This window comes from Chryseobacterium sp. POE27, from assembly GCF_039727685.1.
Taxonomy (GTDB): domain Bacteria; phylum Bacteroidota; class Bacteroidia; order Flavobacteriales; family Weeksellaceae; genus Chryseobacterium.
Genome location: NZ_CP152475.1, coordinates 2,640,454 through 2,659,906, shown reverse-complemented (window position 1 = coordinate 2,659,906; position 19,453 = coordinate 2,640,454). Strand labels below are relative to the sequence as shown.

16 protein-coding genes and 3 pseudogenes are annotated in these 19,453 nt (G+C 37.5%); 9 read left to right on the top strand and 10 right to left on the bottom strand.

Going from position 1 to position 19,453, the window contains the following annotated elements:
* Positions 1–2: 2 nt before the first annotated feature.
* Positions 3–383 (bottom strand): group III truncated hemoglobin, encoded by a 381-nt coding sequence (locus AAHI02_RS12550; protein WP_346983531.1) that lies wholly within the window; start codon positions 381–383, stop codon positions 3–5.
* A 125-nt stretch (positions 384–508) separates the two neighbouring features.
* Here AAHI02_RS12550 and AAHI02_RS12545 point away from each other — a divergent pair, with 125 nt between their 5' ends.
* The 7 genes from AAHI02_RS12545 to AAHI02_RS12515 all read left to right on the top strand — a co-directional run bounded on the left by AAHI02_RS12545 (position 509) and on the right by AAHI02_RS12515 (position 6,556).
* Positions 509–1,480 (top strand): ion channel, encoded by a 972-nt coding sequence (locus AAHI02_RS12545; RefSeq protein WP_346983530.1) that lies wholly within the window; start codon positions 509–511, stop codon positions 1,478–1,480.
* Entirely contained in the window at positions 1,480–1,968 is a 489-nt protein-coding gene (locus AAHI02_RS12540) for a YkgJ family cysteine cluster protein (protein ID WP_346983529.1), read from the top strand. Before AAHI02_RS12545 ends, AAHI02_RS12540 begins: the two co-directional genes overlap by 1 nt.
* Before the next feature lie 121 nt (positions 1,969–2,089).
* Positions 2,090–2,431: a hypothetical protein gene (locus tag AAHI02_RS12535; protein WP_346983528.1), complete on the top strand. Its 342-nt coding sequence runs from the start codon at positions 2,090–2,092 to the stop codon at positions 2,429–2,431.
* 179 nt (positions 2,432–2,610) lie between these two features.
* The gene (locus AAHI02_RS12530; RefSeq protein ID WP_346983527.1) at positions 2,611–2,901 is read left to right on the top strand and encodes a hypothetical protein; all 291 of its coding nucleotides are present in this window, start codon (positions 2,611–2,613) and stop codon (positions 2,899–2,901) included.
* A 417-nt stretch (positions 2,902–3,318) separates the two neighbouring features.
* On the top strand, positions 3,319–3,846 hold the full coding sequence (locus AAHI02_RS12525) for a hypothetical protein (RefSeq protein WP_346983526.1): 528 nt from the start codon (positions 3,319–3,321) through the stop codon (positions 3,844–3,846).
* Positions 3,847–4,411: 565 nt separating this feature from the next.
* Positions 4,412–5,686 carry a hypothetical protein gene (locus tag AAHI02_RS12520; RefSeq protein WP_346983525.1) on the top strand — a complete coding sequence of 425 codons (1,275 nt, stop codon included), beginning with the start codon at positions 4,412–4,414 and terminating at the stop codon, positions 5,684–5,686.
* Positions 5,687–5,821: 135 nt separating this feature from the next.
* On the top strand, positions 5,822–6,556 hold the full coding sequence (locus tag AAHI02_RS12515) for a DNA-binding domain-containing protein (protein ID WP_346983524.1): 735 nt from the start codon (positions 5,822–5,824) through the stop codon (positions 6,554–6,556).
* An 850-nt stretch (positions 6,557–7,406) separates the two neighbouring features.
* Here the strand turns inward: AAHI02_RS12515 and AAHI02_RS12510 are convergent.
* From AAHI02_RS12510 to AAHI02_RS12495, 4 genes and pseudogenes are all read right to left on the bottom strand, one after another.
* Complete coding sequence (locus AAHI02_RS12510; protein ID WP_346983523.1) at positions 7,407–8,366, bottom strand: IS110 family transposase; 960 nt, start codon at positions 8,364–8,366, stop codon at positions 7,407–7,409.
* A gap of 388 nt (positions 8,367–8,754) precedes the next feature.
* Positions 8,755–10,113 carry an NADP-specific glutamate dehydrogenase gene (gene gdhA / locus AAHI02_RS12505; RefSeq protein ID WP_346983522.1) on the bottom strand — a complete coding sequence of 453 codons (1,359 nt, stop codon included), beginning with the start codon at positions 10,111–10,113 and terminating at the stop codon, positions 8,755–8,757.
* Between the two features lie 190 nt (positions 10,114–10,303).
* The gene (dprA, locus tag AAHI02_RS12500) at positions 10,304–11,413 is read right to left on the bottom strand and encodes a DNA-processing protein DprA (protein WP_346983521.1); all 1,110 of its coding nucleotides are present in this window, start codon (positions 11,411–11,413) and stop codon (positions 10,304–10,306) included.
* A gap of 35 nt (positions 11,414–11,448) precedes the next feature.
* Positions 11,449–12,196: pseudogene (locus tag AAHI02_RS12495) on the bottom strand (rhomboid family intramembrane serine protease).
* 318 nt (positions 12,197–12,514) lie between these two features.
* On the opposite strand from AAHI02_RS12495, the gene AAHI02_RS12490 reads away from it, so the two are divergent.
* Entirely contained in the window at positions 12,515–13,441 is a 927-nt protein-coding gene (locus AAHI02_RS12490; protein WP_346983520.1) for a DUF3078 domain-containing protein, read from the top strand.
* A gap of 382 nt (positions 13,442–13,823) precedes the next feature.
* On the opposite strand, the pseudogene sufD reads toward AAHI02_RS12490, so the two are convergent.
* The 5 genes and pseudogenes from sufD to AAHI02_RS12465 form a co-directional block, all read right to left on the bottom strand.
* Positions 13,824–15,133, bottom strand: a pseudogene (gene sufD, locus AAHI02_RS12485) (Fe-S cluster assembly protein SufD).
* A gap of 103 nt (positions 15,134–15,236) precedes the next feature.
* Positions 15,237–15,981 (bottom strand): annotated as a pseudogene (gene sufC / locus AAHI02_RS12480) (Fe-S cluster assembly ATPase SufC).
* A 268-nt stretch (positions 15,982–16,249) separates the two neighbouring features.
* Positions 16,250–17,698, bottom strand: coding sequence for a Fe-S cluster assembly protein SufB (gene sufB, locus AAHI02_RS12475; RefSeq protein ID WP_346983519.1), 1,449 nt, complete (start codon positions 17,696–17,698; stop codon positions 16,250–16,252).
* Positions 17,699–17,732: 34 nt separating this feature from the next.
* Complete coding sequence (locus tag AAHI02_RS12470; RefSeq protein ID WP_346983518.1) at positions 17,733–18,101, bottom strand: four helix bundle protein; 369 nt, start codon at positions 18,099–18,101, stop codon at positions 17,733–17,735.
* Between the two features lie 41 nt (positions 18,102–18,142).
* Positions 18,143–18,472 carry an iron-sulfur cluster assembly accessory protein gene (locus tag AAHI02_RS12465; protein WP_346983517.1) on the bottom strand — a complete coding sequence of 110 codons (330 nt, stop codon included), beginning with the start codon at positions 18,470–18,472 and terminating at the stop codon, positions 18,143–18,145.
* A gap of 144 nt (positions 18,473–18,616) precedes the next feature.
* Between AAHI02_RS12465 and AAHI02_RS12460 the strand changes: the two genes are divergently transcribed.
* A complete protein-coding gene (locus tag AAHI02_RS12460; RefSeq protein WP_346983516.1) occupies positions 18,617–19,438 on the top strand; it encodes a GLPGLI family protein in 822 nt (273 codons plus the stop codon).
* Positions 19,439–19,453 lie beyond the last annotated feature (15 nt).

Below are 19,453 nucleotides of genomic sequence, written 5' to 3'. Positions count from 1 at the left end.
AACTATAATCTTCTCGCAAGATCCATTTTGAAGGCCATAAGTTTGGCGATATTTTCAGATTTATAGATTGCCATGTCGGCATTTTCGCCAACGAAATGCTCTTCAATTGTTACTTTCCAAAGCTCAAGCCAGCGGTCAAAATGTTTTTGTTCCATAGCCTGGATTTCATTGATGGGGAAGTGGGCGCCCATAGGATTTCCTTTATAGGTCATCTGCCCGAACAGTATGGATTCCCAGAAAGAATACATCTTCGGCAAATGTTTGTCCCATTCTACTTTAGCAATATCGGTAAAAAAGAAACTTATTGTGTCGTCTTTAATGACTTTCGCATAAAATGAATTAACAAGATGCTCAATATCTTCTCTTGATTGCAGCTTTTTCATATCTCAAATTTAGTTTAAAATTTATTCTGAAATTCAATCATGAGGTTGATAAATTTCATATCAACAATGTTTTATCTTTGCATATTGTTTTAAATTCAGAGAATTAAAATTTAAAGGAGATAAAAATGGCAAAAGGATTCAGGCAGAAAATTCGCCAGAAGAATACTGATAACAGCGGCTTCGGAGATTATGCTTCGGGACGGTTTATCAACAAAGACGGCCTTCCGAATGTGAATAAGAAAGGGGTGAATATTTTCAACCGTTTCAGCTGGTATCATACGATGCTTGATCTTTCGACGTTCCATTTTCTGTCTTATCTGGTGATCGCTTATATTCTTGTAAATCTCTTTTTTGCATTAATATATTATCTCATCGGTGTTGAGCATTTGACAGGTATTGATAAAAGTGATCCTCTGAATGAATTTATTGATGTGTTTTTCTTCAGTTCGCAGACCTTTACTACAGTAGGTTACGGGAGAATTGCTCCTGTAGGTTTTATGGCAAGTCTGGTGGCCACTTTTGAGGCTTTCCTCGGATTGCTTACCTTTGCGATTGCAACGGGACTTTTTTACGGAAGGTTTTCAAGGCCGAGAGCCTATCTGAAATTTTCTGATATTGCTCTCATTGCTCCTTTTAAAGATGGAACAGCATTGATGTTCAGGCTTGCGCCTTATAAAAATAATTCTTTAACGGATGCCGATATCATCGTTTCAGCGGCTATTGAAGTTATTGAAAGTAGTGCTTCCAGAAGCAATTTTTATACATTGAAAACACAACTGAGCAAAATCAATACACTGGCGCTGAACTGGACTATTGTTCATAAGATTGATGAAGATTCGCCGTTTTACGGTTTTTCTGAAGAGGATTTTAAAAATACGGATATTGAAATTATCGTTCATTTGCGTGCATTCGACGAGGTTTTTTCCAATACTGTGGTGCAGAGAACGTCATATATATCAAAAGAGATTGTGTACGGAGCCAAATTTGTTCCCATGTATTATCCTGATGAACACAATCTTTCAACAGTGCTAAATCTGGATAAAATCAACCATTATCAACCAGCGGACCTTCCGGTATTTCAGCAAGAAACTGAATAATGAATTTAGAATTTTACAAAAAACAGGCTTTACAGAAGCAAAAAGAGCATAAAAAGTTTTTGGATGGCATTAAAAAAAAGCCGCCAAAAAATCTGGATTATGTAGTTCAGGAAACCCATGATGAAGTTTTCGAAACAATCAACTGTCTGCAATGCGCAAATTGCTGCAAAACTACAGGACCGCTGTACACAGAGAAAGATATTGAAAGAATTGCTAAGCATCTCCGCATGAAGCCCGCTGATTTTGAGACTAAATATTTGCGTACAGACGAAGACAACGACAAAGTTTTACAGAATCTTCCCTGCTTTTTTTTAAACAGCGACAATACCTGCTCTATCTACGATGTACGTCCCAAAGCTTGCCGCGAATACCCACATACTGACAGAAAAAAGATCTATCAGATCAATAATCTTACCATGAAAAATACGCTTATATGCCCCGCAGCATACGAGTTTGTGGAGAGAATTATGAAAAATTTAGCAAAATGATTTATTATTCAAAATCATTCTTAAATAATTATAAAGTACGTTAAATAAAGGCTTCCCGGATAATATTCTTTAAATCGCCGGCGTTTTAGCTAAACAAACCATATTAAAAATATTAATTATTATGAAGAAGTTAGTTTTAACAGCAGCGTTTACATTAGTCGGAGTAATCGCAGTATCGGCTCAGACGGAACAACAGAACCCGTCGCAAAATCAAAATTCTAGTAACCCATCGACAACTCAGACACAACAGGATCCACAGGCAGCTTCAAGTTCCGGGACTAACACAACAACGACTGCCCAAGACCAGAATACGGCAGCAACTGCAACGGTAGATGCATCTGCGGCAACCACCGCGACTGATGCTTCAGCAAGTGTAACCACAGATCCGAATGCAGCAGCTACCAAACCTAATGACGAAGCAACTAAAGAAGAGAAAAAGTCTAAAAAGAAAAAGTCAAAGTAAGTATTTAAGCAAAGTAGAAATGAATCCTGGAATTTTATATTCCGGGATTTTTCTTCAACCTGTTTATAATGTAAATTGTCTTAATTTGTTATAAATCAAGTTAAAACATTTCTACCATCTACCACTTTGTACGATTATTGTACTAACCAGAACACAACCAACCACAAATCATTTATAATATGAAAAAGTTAATTTTAGCGACAGCGTTCGCAATGTTTGGAACGATCGCAGTATCTGCACAGACAACACAAACAACAACAGTTGACACGGCAAGACCTGATACTACCAAGAACAAGGACATGAGAACCGACAACATGAATACCGGAACTACCGGTACCATGAACAACGGTAATGCCGATGGTACTGTGAATAGTACTAAAGATTGGGACAAATCTAAGACTGATACTACCGCCCTGAAAAATAAAGATGCAACCACCGGCGATAGAAAAATGAAAAAGAAAAATAAGTAGATAATGCATAATATCGAAATCCTGAATATATTTTCAGGATTTTTTTTGTGCTATATTTTCAATTAAATCTATCGGGAGATCTTCATTCCGGGAAATTGTACTGCGCTTTTGAAAACGTACACACTCCGGAGCCATTCTGTAACTAGGAATATCACAAAAAAAAGTAGTCTATCGTAGACTACTTTTTTCATCTACAAATGTAAACAAATTCTTTTTACTTCCAAACACAACAAATTGTTTTCTAATTTCTTAGTTTTGTTCATCATAAAGTCTTTAAAAAAAAACTTGGAGCAAAACGGGCGCAATCTCACACCTCGTTTTTCACCTGTTTTTTAAAAATCTTCGCAATGGTGGGGCTTGTGTGTAAAAAAAGTAGTCTAGGTTAGACTACTTTTTATACACAACATGAGACTAAAAATGATTCCCTCTAAAGCCCTCTCCCTCAAACGCTTTTGCGTGGTATTGCTGTGCTTTTTAGTGGTCTTGGTATCATCATTGTTGAGCGCTCAAACTTTTTTAAAATCCGATTCTGTAGTCTTTGTATCCGAAGACTCGTATTTGTATGCAGAATCTCCAGTATATATTTCCAGTCAAAACCTGAGAAAAGCATCTTTTAAGAAGTGGTCCGGGGTTTTGATCAAAACATCTTGTTCCAGAGTTTCTCGTAAGAAGTCCATAAATAGTCCAACGGAGAATACTTGTTATAAAAGCTGTCCGACAGGCAAACACAGTCTTGGACTGTTTCCTAATTCTTCTTCAATAGCTTTTATCGGAAGCTCTGCTCCGGTAAAGCTTCAGCATAAAATAATACCATCTTCCTTTTTTCTATTGATAAGCGCAAGAAGGGATGAGGAAAAACGTATTTATATTTCTTCTCTTCCTTTTCAAATTATACGCATTACCATCAATCATTTCGGCCGTCCTCCGCCTAACCTTAAACACTGATAACAAGAATCTTTTATCACAAATGACACAAACTGTTGAACGCCAATAAAAACAAATGCTTTAGCAAAGGAGATTATCCACTCTGTTTGTCATCCCGTAGGGATCTCAGCAAAGAATTCCACATAATATTTGTGAAATTAGTGTTCAACCATTAGTGCCATTCGTGTTTCGTCAATTCGCGTGTTTTTTCGTAACAAGGTGAAGAAAAAATATATCGAGAATGACATTTATCCTCAAACTCACAAGCTTCTCGATACGATTTTTTCAAAATCTACTCGAAGTGACGAGCCTGTCGAAGCTATTATTGAGTCGGAGGGTTTTAGGGTTGGGGTGGAATATGGGATGGTTTGAGAGGGGAAATAGTGGCTTCGAGTCACCTCAGCCACCAGGACTCTCCCACACTCAAACTCTAAAACCCCTTCAACTCTAAAAACTCTGCGAGCTCCTATAAGTGAAACGCCTTTGTGAAACTTAAAAACACATCATATAAAAAAATCTTAGCGCACTTCGTGTTCAAATAACAAAGTCATCAAAAAATACAAACAACAAACATAAATACAAAACAATGAAACATTTATTTACAACCGCTGTTCTGCTTATCAGTATGACAGCATTTGCGCAAGTGGGGATTAATAATACTTCTCCCAAAGCCACTCTAGACATTACTCCTAAAACCACTGACGGCAGCAAGCCGGAAGGACTTCTTATTCCGCAATTGGATGGCAATTCGCTCAAGACAGTAGCGTACGGAACAGCCCAAAAAGGAGTGATTGTTTATGCCAAATCGGCAGCTAGTCCCACGGATACCAAAACCGTTAATGTCACTATAGAAGGTTACTATTACTTCGATGGCAGTGCATGGCAGAAAATGAACGGCGCAGCATCGGGTGACACCACCAACGATGCGTGGATCAATGACACAACTAACGGTCTGGTAAAATTAGGAACGAAAGCAGATGGTACAGCAAGAACAGTCGGATCGGATTTTGTCGCTAAGGACAATGGTCAAATTGGAATAGGAACAAGCAGCCCGGATGCCAGTGCTGCTTTAGAAGTTGCTTCTACCAACAAAGGAATGCTTATTCCCAGAGTGACACTAACAGGCTCTACAGACCAAACGACAATACCTTCACCTGCTACAGGATTGATGGTTTACAATACTGGCAGCAGTGCTCTTACATATAAGGGGTTTATTTTTTGGAATGGAACGGAATGGAGGACATTTAATAACTCTTCTACCTCAGATACTAGTACTGGTTTCAGTTCTTCTATACTTGGTTATGATCCTGTAAAATCAGCTTCCCGCACAGTACCTTCAACATTTTCTGGAGCAACAGTCACAGAAGTAGGGTGTAAAAAAAACATAGGTAATGGTCATGTATATTGTGCTTATCAGTTATCTACAGGCATGAACTTCTATAATACCTTTTCACTGGCAAAAAACATAGGTGGCTATATAGTAACAATGACATCCAATGCTGAAAGAGCTTGGGTTAATACAAATATACTTGCAAACACAACAGGATATAATTTGAACAGCAATATCTGGATAGGGTATAATAAAGTTGCATTTCCTGGTAATCCTACCCAATTTGTCTGGATAACAGGTGAGGATTGGGCTATTGATTGGACTACATCTCCTACTTCAACTCCAGAAAACTGGTTTAGCAGCGGTGAACCCAATAACCAATCGGGCGTTGAAGGAAGCTGTCATATCTGGGCAACAGCAAGTTATAGCAATAGAAAATGGAATGATTCAACTGGATCAATAACTTCTACTGCTGCACCCACTGGGCCAATTGTATCATTTGATCAGGTGATTGTAGAATTTAACGAATAAAATGCTTTGTACAGAACTTTTTCAATACATAATGTAATAATAAAATTACTGAACCCCAACCCTCAAAGGTTTCCAAAACCTGTGAGGGTTTAATAACCACAATTCTATACCTCAACAATTAAAAAATAATAAAGAATGTCCAATATATTACACAAAATAAAAGCCTATTTATACGATAACACTTTAACGAAAGACAATCCCAATGATTTCACGGCAAGAACCATCAGCGAGCGAAGCCTCAATGTCAAAAGAATCTGCCAGTCAGCGGTAAGCCGAGGAGGTGCCGATATCTCTGCGGCTTCCATGGAGCATGCCACAGAATTGTTTCTAAAAGAAATGGCCTACCAGCTTTGCGACGGGTATTCCATCAATACCGGTTACTTTACGGCAAGCACCACTATTCGTGGGGTGTTCGACAGTCCTTCGGAGAAGTTTAATAAGGATAAGCACAGTATTATTTTCCAGTTCAACCAGGGAGAAAAGCTGAGGGCAGAAATTCCCAATATTGAAGTCGATATCCTAGGTCTGGCAGAAGCTTCTTCCGTGATCCTCCAGGTAACGGATGTGAAGAGCGGTTCAGTCAACGATATCCTTACTCCGGGTAAAAACCTGAAGATCGTGGGCAGCAAGATTAAAATCATGGGTGATGATCCTACGCGGGGCGTGTATTTCGTTAATACGGCTACCCAGTCCAGAACCCAGGTGGAAGCGTTTGATATTGTCGTCAACAATCCTTCGGAGCTTATTGTGGTCATTCCCGCATTACCTGCCGGAAGCTACACCCTGGAAGTGTTGACCCAATACACTGAAGGCAGCCTGCTAAAGCAAACCAGAACGGCTTCTCTGGATAAATTGCTGACGGTAGAATAGCCATCATTGTGCAGCTTTTCCAGATCGGCCGATCCCACAGGCACGAGTGGGTGAGTCCCACAGCCTCGGACCGGTTAGTCCCACAGGTACGTGTGGGATGGTGCCACAGGCGGGAGGCATTCCGGATAAAATTTAACATTTATTTCACCAACGGCTCCGGCTGGGTAGTAGAACTCCCGGCCGGAGTTTTTTTGTGGCTTCGACTCCGCTCAGCCACCATGGAGTCGGAGATTGGGAGTTTGAGTGTCAGAGGGTTTTAGGGTGAGAGCGTTTTAGAGTATCTGGGTATAGGAGTTTCTACGGAACGGCAAAAGGTTGTCAGCTGGCGGACCCTGAGGCTCTCGAAGGGTTGCGTACACTGGAAGGACTGGTGGCTTCGAGAGCCTCAGCCACCATTGATACTGAGTTTAAGGATTGATATTTTTAGAGTCGGAGAGTTGTAGAGGGTATCTTGGTGGCTGAGCGGAGCCGAAGTCACAAAGACTTTTAAGATTCGCAATCATTTGCTGAGTGTTAGTGGGAAAAATAAGCATATAGCAAATTACCTCTTGCGAGCATAGCGTTAATGAGGATAGCAACTTATTATCAGAGATTCTTCACTGCGCTTCTCTGTGTTCAGAATGACAAGGAGTGTGGTAATGTTTGCGAGTTTAAAAGAGACAGGGTTATCTTCAGGGATATCTTGTGTTGCTATAATTTGCTGAGTGAAACGCCTTTGCGAACGGAAAAATAAGCATACAGCAAATTACCTCTTGCGAACGTTGCGTTAATAACTATAACAGCTTATTATCAGAGATTCTTCACTTCGCTTCGCTGTGTTCAGAATGATCTGTGTTAAAAAGCAAATTATTTAACAAAAATCTTCTCTATATTTTTCTTTATTCTTTCCGATAGCAAATGCTTGTTTTAAGAGTTTATTGGCAAGAGCTATCTTTGCCACTCTTTCTGCTTTTCCGTTTTTGATAAGTCTTTCATACATTTCTTTACATTTTTTATTCCAGCGTTTGGCTGACCAGCTGCATAGATACAATAGCTTTCTGATCTGAGATTTACCCATCTTACAAATACTTGAGCGTCCTCTCACACGGCTTCCGCTTTCATAAATCCGAGGACTGAATCCTACAAAAGCAATGAGTTGCTTATGATGTTCGAACTTTTTAAAATTATCTGTAATCACAATGAGCATAATAGCTGTTTTTATTCCGATTCCGGGAATACTGGTAAGACATTCAATGGTTTGTTCAAATTCTTCCAAGGCCAGCCTTTCTATCTCCGATTCCAATATTTCTTTTCCTAGTCGAAGTTGTTCTATGGAATTGTTCATTTCTATTTCTAACTTTTCATCCAGAAAACCACTGCTTCTGAAAGCTTCCAACTGATTATAAGTCTGACTGGTTTGTTTCTGAATCATTTGGATTCTTGTATGCATTTGACGAATTCTGATGCACGTTTTACTCTCAGGATTCCACAAACTCAACTCATCCAAATTCTTTTTCCCATATTCAGCAATAACCTTCGAATCTGCTTTATCCGTTTTGGCTCGTTTGAGTCTTGATTGAGCATAACGTTTGATGGAAAGAGGATTTTCTACCACTACATTAATCCCCTGTGAATAAAGATATTCTGCTAAAGGAAGATAATAAGTACCTGAAGCTTCCATCACTACTATATCTTCTTTTTCAATGAAAGTTATCAGTTTTTCAAAACCTAATAATTTATTGCTTAAGACCTTATGCTTCCAAAGATTCCCTTCCAAAAAGCTTACATCAAAAACTTGCTTACTAATGTCAATTCCTATAATTTTACCCATACCTATAATTTTACAGGAAAAGAGAATACTACTATTACCTATCTATCCTAAATACAGGCTTGTTGCCTAATGATCTGTTCAGGTTTGGTAGTAAAAGAGTAAAGGGATTAACATTCCGAACGGTCTGTGAGACTAATGACAATTGATAACCTTATTCTTTACTCTCTTTTCCTTCTTGTTTGTTAAATCTAATATTTTGCAAACATAGGATGACAAGGTGTGCGGGACGACGTGTGAAGGCTTAGGTGTGAGAGTTTTAAGCTTTAAAAACAAAAAAGCGCTGAATAAATCAACGCTTTCTCCTTTCACTTTTTACTTTTATCCCATTTATAATCCCGGGAACAGGTTGTATGAAAAAAGGTCGGGAAATTTTCCCAACCTTTATATTTTATACGACTCCCTGAGCAAGCATTGCTTCTGCAACTTTCACGAAACCGGCGATATTAGCGCCTTTTACGTAGTTTACATAGCCGTCTTCCTCTTTACCGTAGTCTCTGCATGCTTTATGAATTCCGATCATGATTTCTTTTAGTCTTGCGTCTACCTCTTCTGAGGTCCAGTTTAGGCGGATAGAGTTTTGTGTCATTTCAAGACCTGAAGTCGCAACTCCACCAGCATTGGAAGCTTTCCCCGGAGAGAATAGCACTTTATTATCAAGGAAATAATTAATGGCGTCTAACGTTGAAGGCATATTAGCTGCTTCCGTTACACAAACGCATCCGTTTTCAACCAATTGTTTAGCATCATCAAGATCAAGCTCATTCTGGGTTGCAGAAGGGATGGCTACATCACATTTTATTTCCCAAGGACGTTTTCCTGCAAAAAATTGTGCAGAAGGGTATTTTTTAGCATAGTCTTCAGCTCTGTTGTTTCCTGAAGATCTTAATTCTAAAAGATAATCGATTTTTTCACCGTCGATACCGTCTTTATCATAAACATAACCGTCAGGTCCGGAGATGGTAACTACTTTACCACCAAGTTCAGATACTTTTTTGATAACCCCCCAGGCTACGTTTCCGAAACCTGAAACCGTTACGATTTTATCTTTGAAAGTTTGCCCGATTGTTTTAAGCATCTGTTCAGCAAAGTAAACCACACCGTATCCTGTAGCTTCAGGACGGATCAGTGAACCACCGTAGGCAAGACCTTTACCGGTAAGTACTCCTGTAAATTCATTTCTGATCTTTTTGTACTGCCCGAATAAATACCCGATCTCTCTGGCACCAACACCGATATCTCCCGCAGGAACATCGGTTTCCGGCCCTATATGTTTGCACAGTTCTGTCATGAATGCCTGGCAGAAACGCATTACTTCCATATCAGATTTTCCTTGCGGATCAAAGTCTGAACCTCCTTTTCCACCACCCATCGGAAGCGTAGTAAGAGAGTTTTTAAATACCTGCTCGAATGCTAAGAATTTAAGAACCGAAAGATTTACCGTAGGATGGAAACGGATTCCTCCTTTATATGGCCCGATAGCAGAGTTCATCTGAATTCTGAACCCTCTGTTTACCTGGATTTCTCCCTTATCGTCAACCCACGGAACTCTGAAGATGATGATTCTTTCAGCTTCCGCCATTCTTTCAAGAAGTTTCATTCCCGTATATTCCTTTTTGGTCATAATAAACGGAATTACTGTAACAGCAACTTCTTTTACGGCTTGTAAAAATTCTGGCTCATTAGGGTTCTTGGCCTCAATTTTTGCTATAAACTCTTGGATTTTCTGGTCAATATTATATTGTTCCATATATTAGGGTTGAATATTATTGCCAACAAATTTAATTTTTTTTTCAAGATTCACAACACCTTAATGAATGATTGTTGAAAGTTTAATAATATAAATACTTAATATTATTAAATTGATAATTTACGCTTTAATATTATTAAAAATTAAATGTTATGTTTAAAATAATGCAATATTAAGAAAAGGTTAAATCTCACATTGCTAAAAATTGTCTCCCTGAAAGTGATTTTACTCTCCCCAAAAGTTCCAATTCCAGAATTATGGGTAAAATTTTGTGGGACGAAAGCTCTGTTCTTTCTATGATATCATCCAGAGAAATCTTCGGATTACCTGAAATAATATTGAATATTAATTGTTGTGATTCAGTGAATTGAATATTAATTTCACTGTGGGAAAACAATTCTTCTATTTTTTCTTTAGGCTTTTTAATTCCCAAATTATCAATGAGATCTTTCACCGTAGAAATTGCTGCCGCCTTATTCTGAAATATGAGATGATTGCAGCCCTGACTTTGCTTTTCGGTAATTTTTCCGGGAAGCGCAAATACTTCACGATTATACTGATTGGCAAAAGTTGCCGTACTTATCGATCCGCCTCCGAAAGCTGTTTCAACAACAATTGTCGCAGGAGAAATACCGGCTACGATCCGGTTTCGTTGAATGAAATTTTCCCGGTCAGGTTTTCGTGAAGAATTAAATTCTGTGAATAATGCCCCGCCTTCTTCTATAATCTTTTCAGAAAGTTTGCGGTTTTTTGAAGGATACATGGTATGAAAGCCGTGTGCTAATACAGCCGCCGTGGAAATATTGTTCTGTAGAGATTGTTCGTGAACTTCTTTATCGATACCTAATGCAAGGCCGCTGACTGAAATGAAATTGCAGGATTGTGTTTCTTCAAAAAAAGAATGAAGAAACTGGCTGCCATAAGAAGTCATATTTCTCGTTCCTACAATGCTTATTTTTTGTTTTGTATCATCAAAGTTTCCCTTCTGATACAATATGACCGGAGCATCATAGCATTCATTTAACAGCTGGGGAAGCTCTCCAAGATGTCTCAAATTGATCTGGATATTATTCTTTTCACAGAATGAAAGCTCATTTTCAGCAAATTTAAGGTGTTCGGGATTTCCGATATCTGAAACAATTTTGTAGCCCAGCCCGTCAATCTTTTTATATTCTTTTCTGGTATTTTGCCAGGCATTTTTTGCACTTCCGAAAATTCGTACAAGCTTGTAGAAGTTGATGTCGCCGATTAAGTTGCATTCGCGTAGGGCAATGGAATAAAGATGTTCTTCAGAATACATTTGTGTTGTTTTGACAAATGTAGAAAATTTTAACGTTAATTTAAATATTGTTCAAACTTAAACCTTTTTTTTCTCAGTTCATCCAGGTGTTCCCAGATGTCATCTCTCTTTTTGTAAGGAAGTTCCATGAAATCTTCAGGATGATTTTCTTTGTATTCCTGCCAGAGTTTATCGTCTTTTTTCGCTGTAATAATTGGGAAATTCCCAGATAAATCTTTTCTTTTTATCTCCCACCTTTTTAAATAGTAAAGCCAGAATAATGCCCACTACAGCTCCTGCAAGATGCGCCTGCCATGCAATTTTACTCGGTTCCTGAAGATTGTAAAATAATTCTTCCGGCAGCATTCCCCAGACAAGACTGCCATAGTATAATACGACGAGTAAAGATATGGTGAGCAGTTTCATATTCCATTTGAAAATACCACTGAAGAAAAGAAAGAATGCAAGTACATATACGACACCGCTGGCCCCGATTGTGCATGTATAAAGGTATTCCCCCGTCATAAAATCAATAGGCGGAAGAAGCCATACGAGCAAACCTGTAGCCAGCCATCCCAAAACAAAAACTCTGTTGGCCACCAATGGATAAAACTGATACAGAAGAAACATGAGAATAGCAATAGGAATGGAATTCCCTACAATATGGTCGATATTTCCATGTAAGAGGGGAGACGTGATAATCCCAACCAAACCTTCCGGAAGAAGGGGAATAATGGCTCCAAAACAACTTTCAAAAAAGCCAAGAAATTGAAGGAAATATCCCAGCCACATGGCGGTAAGCATGAGCAGGGGACTGATGATCGCTTTTTTTGGAAATTACGTTGTTTTTTAGCATGAAATGTTTATGTCAAATGAAAAGCCAATGATAAATTTCGGAAAATTTGTCGATGAATTGATTAGTTATTTGTTTTATTTCAGCCAAAAAGTAATGATTTCATTGGCATTTATTCAGGTTTATTTTGTCTGTCATTAAAATTTAAGTAAAAACAGATGGAAAGGATATAAAATCAACAAAGCGTGGATTTGCAGATGTAATTTGTCTCATCCAATTTATATTTAATATTTTTGTGTAGAATTTTTGTAAAATGAAATCCTGAACTCATGAAGAAGTTTTTATTAATTCTTTCCCTTTCTTTGGGAATTTTCAGCAGTGCCCAGATCATTCTTGATACAGCTTCTGTAAAAATTGATACAGTAAAACACTGGTCGGTTTTGGGCAAGCAGACTTTAATGATCAATCAGGCGGCATTCTCCAACTGGGTAGGAGGAGGTGGCAATAATGTCGGCTGGCTGGCAGGTGTAGATTACAACATTACCTATGAAAAAGACAACGATCTCTGGGAGAATATTATTCTCCTGAATTATGGACAGAATGATACCAAAGGGCTTGGCGTAAGAAAAACCCAGGATGTCATCAATGTTTCCACAAACTACGGAAGAAAGGTTTCTAAAAGCTGGTATCTTTCCGCGGGAGCCGGGATAATATCTCAGTTTACGGTAGGGTACGAAGACGGTAATAATCCCGAAGCCAAGAAAATTTCCAACTTTATGGCTCCCGGCTATCTGAATGTCGGTATGGGGATCACGTACAGACCCAACGATAATGTTAATGTAACATTGCGCCCTTCGAATGCCAGATGGGCTTTTGTTTTTGATAAAGACCTTCAGGTTGCAGGAACGTACGGATTGAAAGCAGATGGAGATAATTCTTTGCTGCAGTACGGTTTCCTGGGAACGGCTTATTATAAATTTAAATTGATGGAAAACGTGAATGTTACCAATACAGCTTCCGTTTTCTCCAATTATCTGGACCATCCTGAAAGACTGGTTCTTGCCTATGGGATGATACTTAATTTAAAGGTTAATAAATTTATTTCATCCAATATCACCGTCGATTTGATGTATGATCACAATCAGATCAAAAGAACACAGCTGAAACAAACTTTGGGCGTTGGTTTTGCCTATATTCTGGATAATGGCGTGAAGCGTTCCGGAAGAAAAGACAGCCAGTGGTGGATTAAAAAATAATCATCATCAATTTGAATAATAGTGCAAAATATCAATAGGAGTGGGCTTTAGCCCACTTTTTTTATTTAATAAACGAAAGGCTTTAGCCGAAATTTAAACAGCAGCTACCGCGAATATTTTCACAAAATCATACCCATGTAGTGTAACGGCTTTGTGAACTTAAACGTGTAGTAATCAAAAAAACTTTGTGAGTTTTGTGTTCCAAGTATAAGTCATCTCTTCTCAACAGTGAAAAAGTGTTGTCATTTGCTGAGTGAAACGCCTTTGCGAACAAAAAGATAAACAAAATCATTTCAAAAAATCATTGTGTCTCTTAGCGTGGTAAAACAAAAAAACAAAAGCACCTCAATTTGAAGTGCTTTTTATTATCAATTATATATTGTTAAAACTCTATATCAACTTCAAGTTTCTCAGCTAAAAGCTTTGAAATTTTTTCTTTTAAAGGCTCAATATCGATATTCTGCATCGCATCATTTGCGAAAGCATATAATAACAGCGCCTGAGCTTCTTTTTTTAGAGATACCTCTTGCTCTCAGATAGAACAAAGCATCTTCATTCAACTGCCCAACAGTACAGCCGTGAGAACATTTCACATCATCTGCAAAAATCTCCAGCTGAGGTTTTGTATCGATGATTGCACCTTCACTCAATAAAACATTGTTGTTTTGCTGATAAGCATTCGTTTTCTGAGCAATTTTATCCACAAAAACTTTCCCGTTAAAAACGCCGTGAGATTTTCCGTCAAAAATACCTTTGTAGTTCTGATAGCTTTCACAGTTTGGTTGATTGTGGTGAACAGCGGTGTGGTGATCTACAAGCTGATCTTTTCCGATAATCGTGATTCCATTCATGAATGAATTGATATTCGATCCGTTATGGATAAAATCAAGATTATTTCTTACCAGTTTACCTCCGAAAGAGAACGTATTCACAGTTGTTAAGCTGTCTTTTTCCTGTCTTGCAAAAGTATTGTCAATTAAATAAGAAGTATCATTATCATTCTGCAATTTATGCCAGTCTGCTTTTGCATTCGGATACGTGAAAATCTCTGTCACAGAATTGGTCAATACATAAGTACTGTCAAAATTATGATGACTTTCAATGATTTCCACTTTGGCACCTTCCTCTACGATCAATAAATTTCTTGTGTTGTAGAAAGTATTTTCTTCCTGATTTTGAGAAATATAGAAAACGTGAATTGGTCTTTCAATTACAATGTTTTTAGGAACTTTCAAGAAAAAGCCATACTTGCAGTAAGCCTGATTCAGATTGGTAAAAGCAGATTTATCTGAAGCAATCGTATTAAAATATTTCTCGAAAACATCTTTGTGTTTCTCATCATTTAAAGCATAATTGAAGGAAAGAAACTCAACGTTTTCAATGGAAACTTTTGATAATTCTTTGTCAAGTTTACCATTGACGAAAGTAATCCAGTCAAAGTTTTCTTCACCCAAATGCAATTCATCCAACTGCTCCTTGGTGATATTGTGATTTTCCTTCGGGAAGAAGTTATATGCTTTTTCAGTGATCTCTTTTAGGCTGGTATATTTATATTCTTCGTCTTTTTTTAGTCGGAAAGCCCGCATGCTCAAACCTTTGAAGAGCCGCCTTTCTATCCTCATCCAGAAACCTGTGATGAAGGCTCTCTAAAAATTCATGATGGTTTTCTGTAATCTGTTCTTTTAATGCCATTACTGGTATATCTGTGGTTTGCACCATTTTTTCTTTTTTTGTTTGGCTAAAATTGTTAAACTGAGAGATCAATCTAAATCTCTGAATTTTTTTAATCTTTTAATTAATTTAAAAGCCAGTCATATCCTTTTTCTTCCAGTTCCAAAGCAAGAGATTTGTCACCTGTTTTGATGATTTTTCCGTTTGCTAAAACATGAACGAAGTCCGGTTGAATATAATTAAGCAATCTTTGATAATGCGTAATCAAAAGCACTGCATTTCCTTCATTTTTGAAAGCATTTACACCGTCAGCAACAATTCTCAATGCATCAATGTCTAATCCTGAATCTGTTTCATCAAGAATAGCCAGTTTCGGATCAAGCATCATCATCTGGAAAATCTCGTTTCTTTTCTTTTCACCTCCCGAAAATCCTTCGTTTAATGATCTTGAAAGAAAATCTTTTTTGATGCCTAACTTTTCAGATTTTTCACGAATCATTGCCAACATTTCTTTCGCTGGCATTTCATCCAATCCGTTTGCTTTTCTGTTTTCATTCATCGCTGCTTTGATGAAGTTGGTTACAGAAACTCCCGGAATTTCTACCGGATACTGGAAAGATAAGAAAATCCCTTTGTGCGCTCTGTCTTCAGGAGCATCTTCGATAATATCCTCTCCTCTGAAGATAATTTCCCCGTCGGTTACTTCATAATCTTCTTTTCCTGCGATAACAGAAGAAAGAGTAGATTTACCGGCTCCGTTTGGTCCCATGATCGCATGAACTTCCCCCCGGTTTTATTTCAAGATTGATTCCTTTTAAAATTTCTGCGCCGTCTTCAATTTTGGCGTGCAAGTTTTTTATCTCTAACATATATTTTAGTTTATCGCAAGGTTAGATTTTGAGTATATCCTTTATAACACTAAACTACAATTACAAAGGCATTAACGCTGGCGAATGAAATACTATTTTTATTTTTTATTTAAACATTAAGAATTTAAGTTGATTCTAAATGTTTTTTTATTTTCCTTTCGAATTAAAAATCCTTATGATTTAGAGATCCTTCACTCCGCTTCTGAACTTCGTTCGTAAACCTTCAGTTTATGTTCAGAATGACAGATGTTCGACCTTCTAAGTCAATTTATCCCACAGAACCCTCCAAAGAAATCTCCAGTAATTTTTGGGCTTCAATGGCAAATTCCATTGGAAGTTTATTTAAAACTTCTTTACTGAAACCATTTACGATCAAGGCGATTGCTCTTTCCGTATCGATGCCTCTCTGGTTGCAGTAGAAAATCTGATCTTCCCCGATTTTTGAAGTTGTCGCTTCGTGTTCCAATTGAGCTGTCGGATCTTTTATCTCGATGTATGGGAAAGTATGTGCCCCACATTCATTACCCATCAACAAAGAGTCGCACTGCGAAAAGTTTCTTGCTCCTTTTGCAGAAGGCATTACTTTTACCAAACCTCTGTATGAATTCTGAGATTTCCCGGCAGAAATACCTTTGGAAATAATTGTTGATTTTGTATTCTTTCCGATGTGGATCATTTTTGTTCCTGTATCTGCATATTGGTGATTGTTGGTCACAGCAATAGAGTAGAACTCACCGATTGAATTGTCACCTTTTAGGATACAAGAAGGATATTTCCATGTTACTGCAGAACCTGTTTCCACCTGAGTCCAGGAAATTTTCGCATTCTTTTCGCAAAGTCCTCTTTTCGTTACGAAATTGAAAACTCCTCCTTTTCCCTCTTCGTTTCCGGGATACCAGTTCTGAACGGTTGAATATTTAATTTCAGCATTATCCAAAGCGATCAATTCAACAACAGCGGCGTGAAGCTGGTTTTCGTCTCTAGATGGTGCAGTACATCCTTCTAGGTAAGAAACATAACTTCCTTCATCGGCGATTACCAATGTTCTTTCAAACTGACCTGTTCCTGCCTGATTGATACGGAAATAGGTTGATAATTCCATTGGACATCTTACACCTTTTGGAATATAGCAGAAACTTCCGTCAGAGAATACTGCGGAATTCAATGCTGCATAGAAATTATCTCCTCTCGGAACCACCTTACCAAGATGTTTTCTTACTAAATCAGGGTGATTTTTAATGGCTTCAGAAATGGAACAGAAGATAATTCCTTTTTCCATCAAAGTATCCTGAAAAGTAGTCTTTACAGAAACTGAATCTATCACGATATCTACGGCAACCCCTGAAAGTCTTTTCTGCTCCTCGATATTGATGCCTAATTTTGCGAAAGTCGCCAATAATTCAGGATCAACTTCATCCAGGCTTTCAAGTTCAGGTTTTGCTTTTGGTGCGGCGTAATATTTAATCGCTTGAAAATCAGGTTTTTCATACTTAATGTTTGCCCATTCAGGTTCTGTCATTTTCAGCCAGATTCTGAAAGATTCCAAACGCCATTCCGTCATCCACTCAGGTTCCTCTTTTTTAGCGGAAATTGCGCGGACGATATCTTCATTTAAACCAGTAGGGAAATCTTCATAATCGATTTGCGTTTCCCAGCCGAATTCGTATTTTTTATTTTCTAAGTCGACGCGTAAATCGTCCTCTGTATATTTTGACATTAATTAAATAATTAAAAATTAAATGATTAAAAAATTAGTTTCGTTTTCTAACATCAGTTTTAGAAAGATAATCAATAAATTTTGATAATTGCCTTGAAACTAACTTACAATCATTAATTAAATCTTGTGTATCCTCTTCATATAGAATCGAGCACAGCTGTAACATATTTCTTACTTCTCCACAGCTGCCTTTAGAATATTTTAAAAATCTAATAAACTGTGCGTTATTGTTATACTCGCTTCCTTCTGCAATATTATTTGAAATTGATAAAACCGCCCTTTTAATTTGGTTACTCAATTCAAATTCTTTCTTGTATTTATCTTGATTTAAAAGATTGAAAATGTTTTTTGTAAGATTAACAGCCAATTGATAAACTTCAAAATTTTCGAATTCAACAGCCATTTATTAATCTTTTAATTTTTAATCCTTTAATTTTTTAATAATTACAAGCTGAAAGATTCCCCACATCCACATGTTCTGGATGCATTCGGATTGTTAAAAACAAATCCTTTTCCATTTAAGCCTCCTGAATATTCAAGAGTTGTTCCTGCCAGATAGAGGATTGATTTTTTATCAACAACAATTTTGATATTATTGTCTTCAAAGATTTGGTCTGCGTCTGTTTTTTGGTTGTCAAACTTCAAAACATACTCCAAACCAGAACATCCTCCGCTTTTTACTCCCACTCTTATATAATCTTCAGCTGGGTTAAAGCCATCTTCTGTCATCAGCTGAATAGCTTTTTCCTTTGCGTAATCTGATACCTTTATCATTGTATTTATTTAGAATGATTTAATAATGCGAAAATACGAACAATAATTAGTATATAAAAATTAGCGATTTTATTTTATCGATTTTTATTATTGATAGCTTTAACTTTGCTAATGTTTTAAAATCCAAATAATAAATTCACCTCAATGAAAAAACTAGGCATTATTGCTTTAACGCTGTTCATGCAGGCCTTTTTCGCACAAACCAACCGATTTGTGTATCAGGTAACCATGAAACCGGATGCATCCGACAAAAATGATATCAAAACAGAAAATGCATATCTGGATATTTCTCCCGAAAAGTCGGTTTTTTATTCTGAAAACAGAATTAAAAGAGATTCTATAATCCAATCGGCCATGCAGAGTGGAGGAGCAAGGGGATTTAACAGAGACCAGATGGAAAACCTGAGATCAATTATTAATTATTCTGTAGAGAAAGATAAAAAAAATCAGAAGACTATTTTCAAAGACAGAATCGGCCGGGATGTTTATACTTATGAGGAAGACAGGTCGTTAAACTGGAAAATATTGCCCGAAACCACAAAAATAGGCGAATATAAGGTTCAGAAAGCCGAAACTGATTTTGGAGGAAGGAGATGGACGGCATGGTTCACCACAGATTTACCTTATCAGGATGGTCCGTACAAGTTCGGAGGACTTCCCGGGCTTATCGTAAAAGCTGAAGATGACAAAGGAGAATATTCTTTTGACCTGATGAAAAATTATAAAATTGCTGATTTCCCGACATTGAATCAATTCGGAAATACCATTAAGGTAAAAAGAGCCGACTACGTAAAACAACAGAAGAAATTTATGGAAGATCCTGTGGCTTTTATGTCTCAGGGCGGCGGCCCTACACCACCAATGAGAATGGGCGGAAACTCAAATCCTGCTGATATGAGAAAAAGGATGGAAGACAGAATCAAGGAAGAAGCAAAAAAGAATAGCAATCCTATTGAACTGCAATAAAATAAAAACCTGAAG

Bases quoted from the DNA above. Each gene is read 5' to 3' on its own strand.
- AAHI02_RS12465 (WP_346983517.1), bottom strand. From the start codon at position 18,472: ATGATAAAGGTATCAGATTACGCAAAGGAAAAAGCTATTCAGCTGATG.
- gdhA (WP_346983522.1), bottom strand. From the start codon at position 10,113: ATGGAACAATATAATATTGACCAGAAAATCCAAGAGTTTATAGCAAAA.
- AAHI02_RS12490 (WP_346983520.1), top strand. From the start codon at position 12,515: ATGAAGAAGTTTTTATTAATTCTTTCCCTTTCTTTGGGAATTTTCAGC.
- AAHI02_RS12550 (WP_346983531.1), bottom strand. From the start codon at position 383: ATGAAAAAGCTGCAATCAAGAGAAGATATTGAGCATCTTGTTAATTCA.
- AAHI02_RS12530 (WP_346983527.1), top strand. From the start codon at position 2,611: ATGAAAAAGTTAATTTTAGCGACAGCGTTCGCAATGTTTGGAACGATC.
- AAHI02_RS12515 (WP_346983524.1), top strand. From the start codon at position 5,822: ATGTCCAATATATTACACAAAATAAAAGCCTATTTATACGATAACACT.
- AAHI02_RS12540 (WP_346983529.1), top strand. From the start codon at position 1,480: ATGAATTTAGAATTTTACAAAAAACAGGCTTTACAGAAGCAAAAAGAG.
- AAHI02_RS12470 (WP_346983518.1), bottom strand. From the start codon at position 18,101: ATGGCTGTTGAATTCGAAAATTTTGAAGTTTATCAATTGGCTGTTAAT.
- AAHI02_RS12520 (WP_346983525.1), top strand. From the start codon at position 4,412: ATGAAACATTTATTTACAACCGCTGTTCTGCTTATCAGTATGACAGCA.
- dprA (WP_346983521.1), bottom strand. From the start codon at position 11,413: ATGTATTCTGAAGAACATCTTTATTCCATTGCCCTACGCGAATGCAAC.
- AAHI02_RS12510 (WP_346983523.1), bottom strand. From the start codon at position 8,366: ATGGGTAAAATTATAGGAATTGACATTAGTAAGCAAGTTTTTGATGTA.
- AAHI02_RS12525 (WP_346983526.1), top strand. From the start codon at position 3,319: ATGATTCCCTCTAAAGCCCTCTCCCTCAAACGCTTTTGCGTGGTATTG.
- AAHI02_RS12460 (WP_346983516.1), top strand. From the start codon at position 18,617: ATGAAAAAACTAGGCATTATTGCTTTAACGCTGTTCATGCAGGCCTTT.
- AAHI02_RS12535 (WP_346983528.1), top strand. From the start codon at position 2,090: ATGAAGAAGTTAGTTTTAACAGCAGCGTTTACATTAGTCGGAGTAATC.
- AAHI02_RS12545 (WP_346983530.1), top strand. From the start codon at position 509: ATGGCAAAAGGATTCAGGCAGAAAATTCGCCAGAAGAATACTGATAAC.
- sufB (WP_346983519.1), bottom strand. From the start codon at position 17,698: ATGTCAAAATATACAGAGGACGATTTACGCGTCGACTTAGAAAATAAA.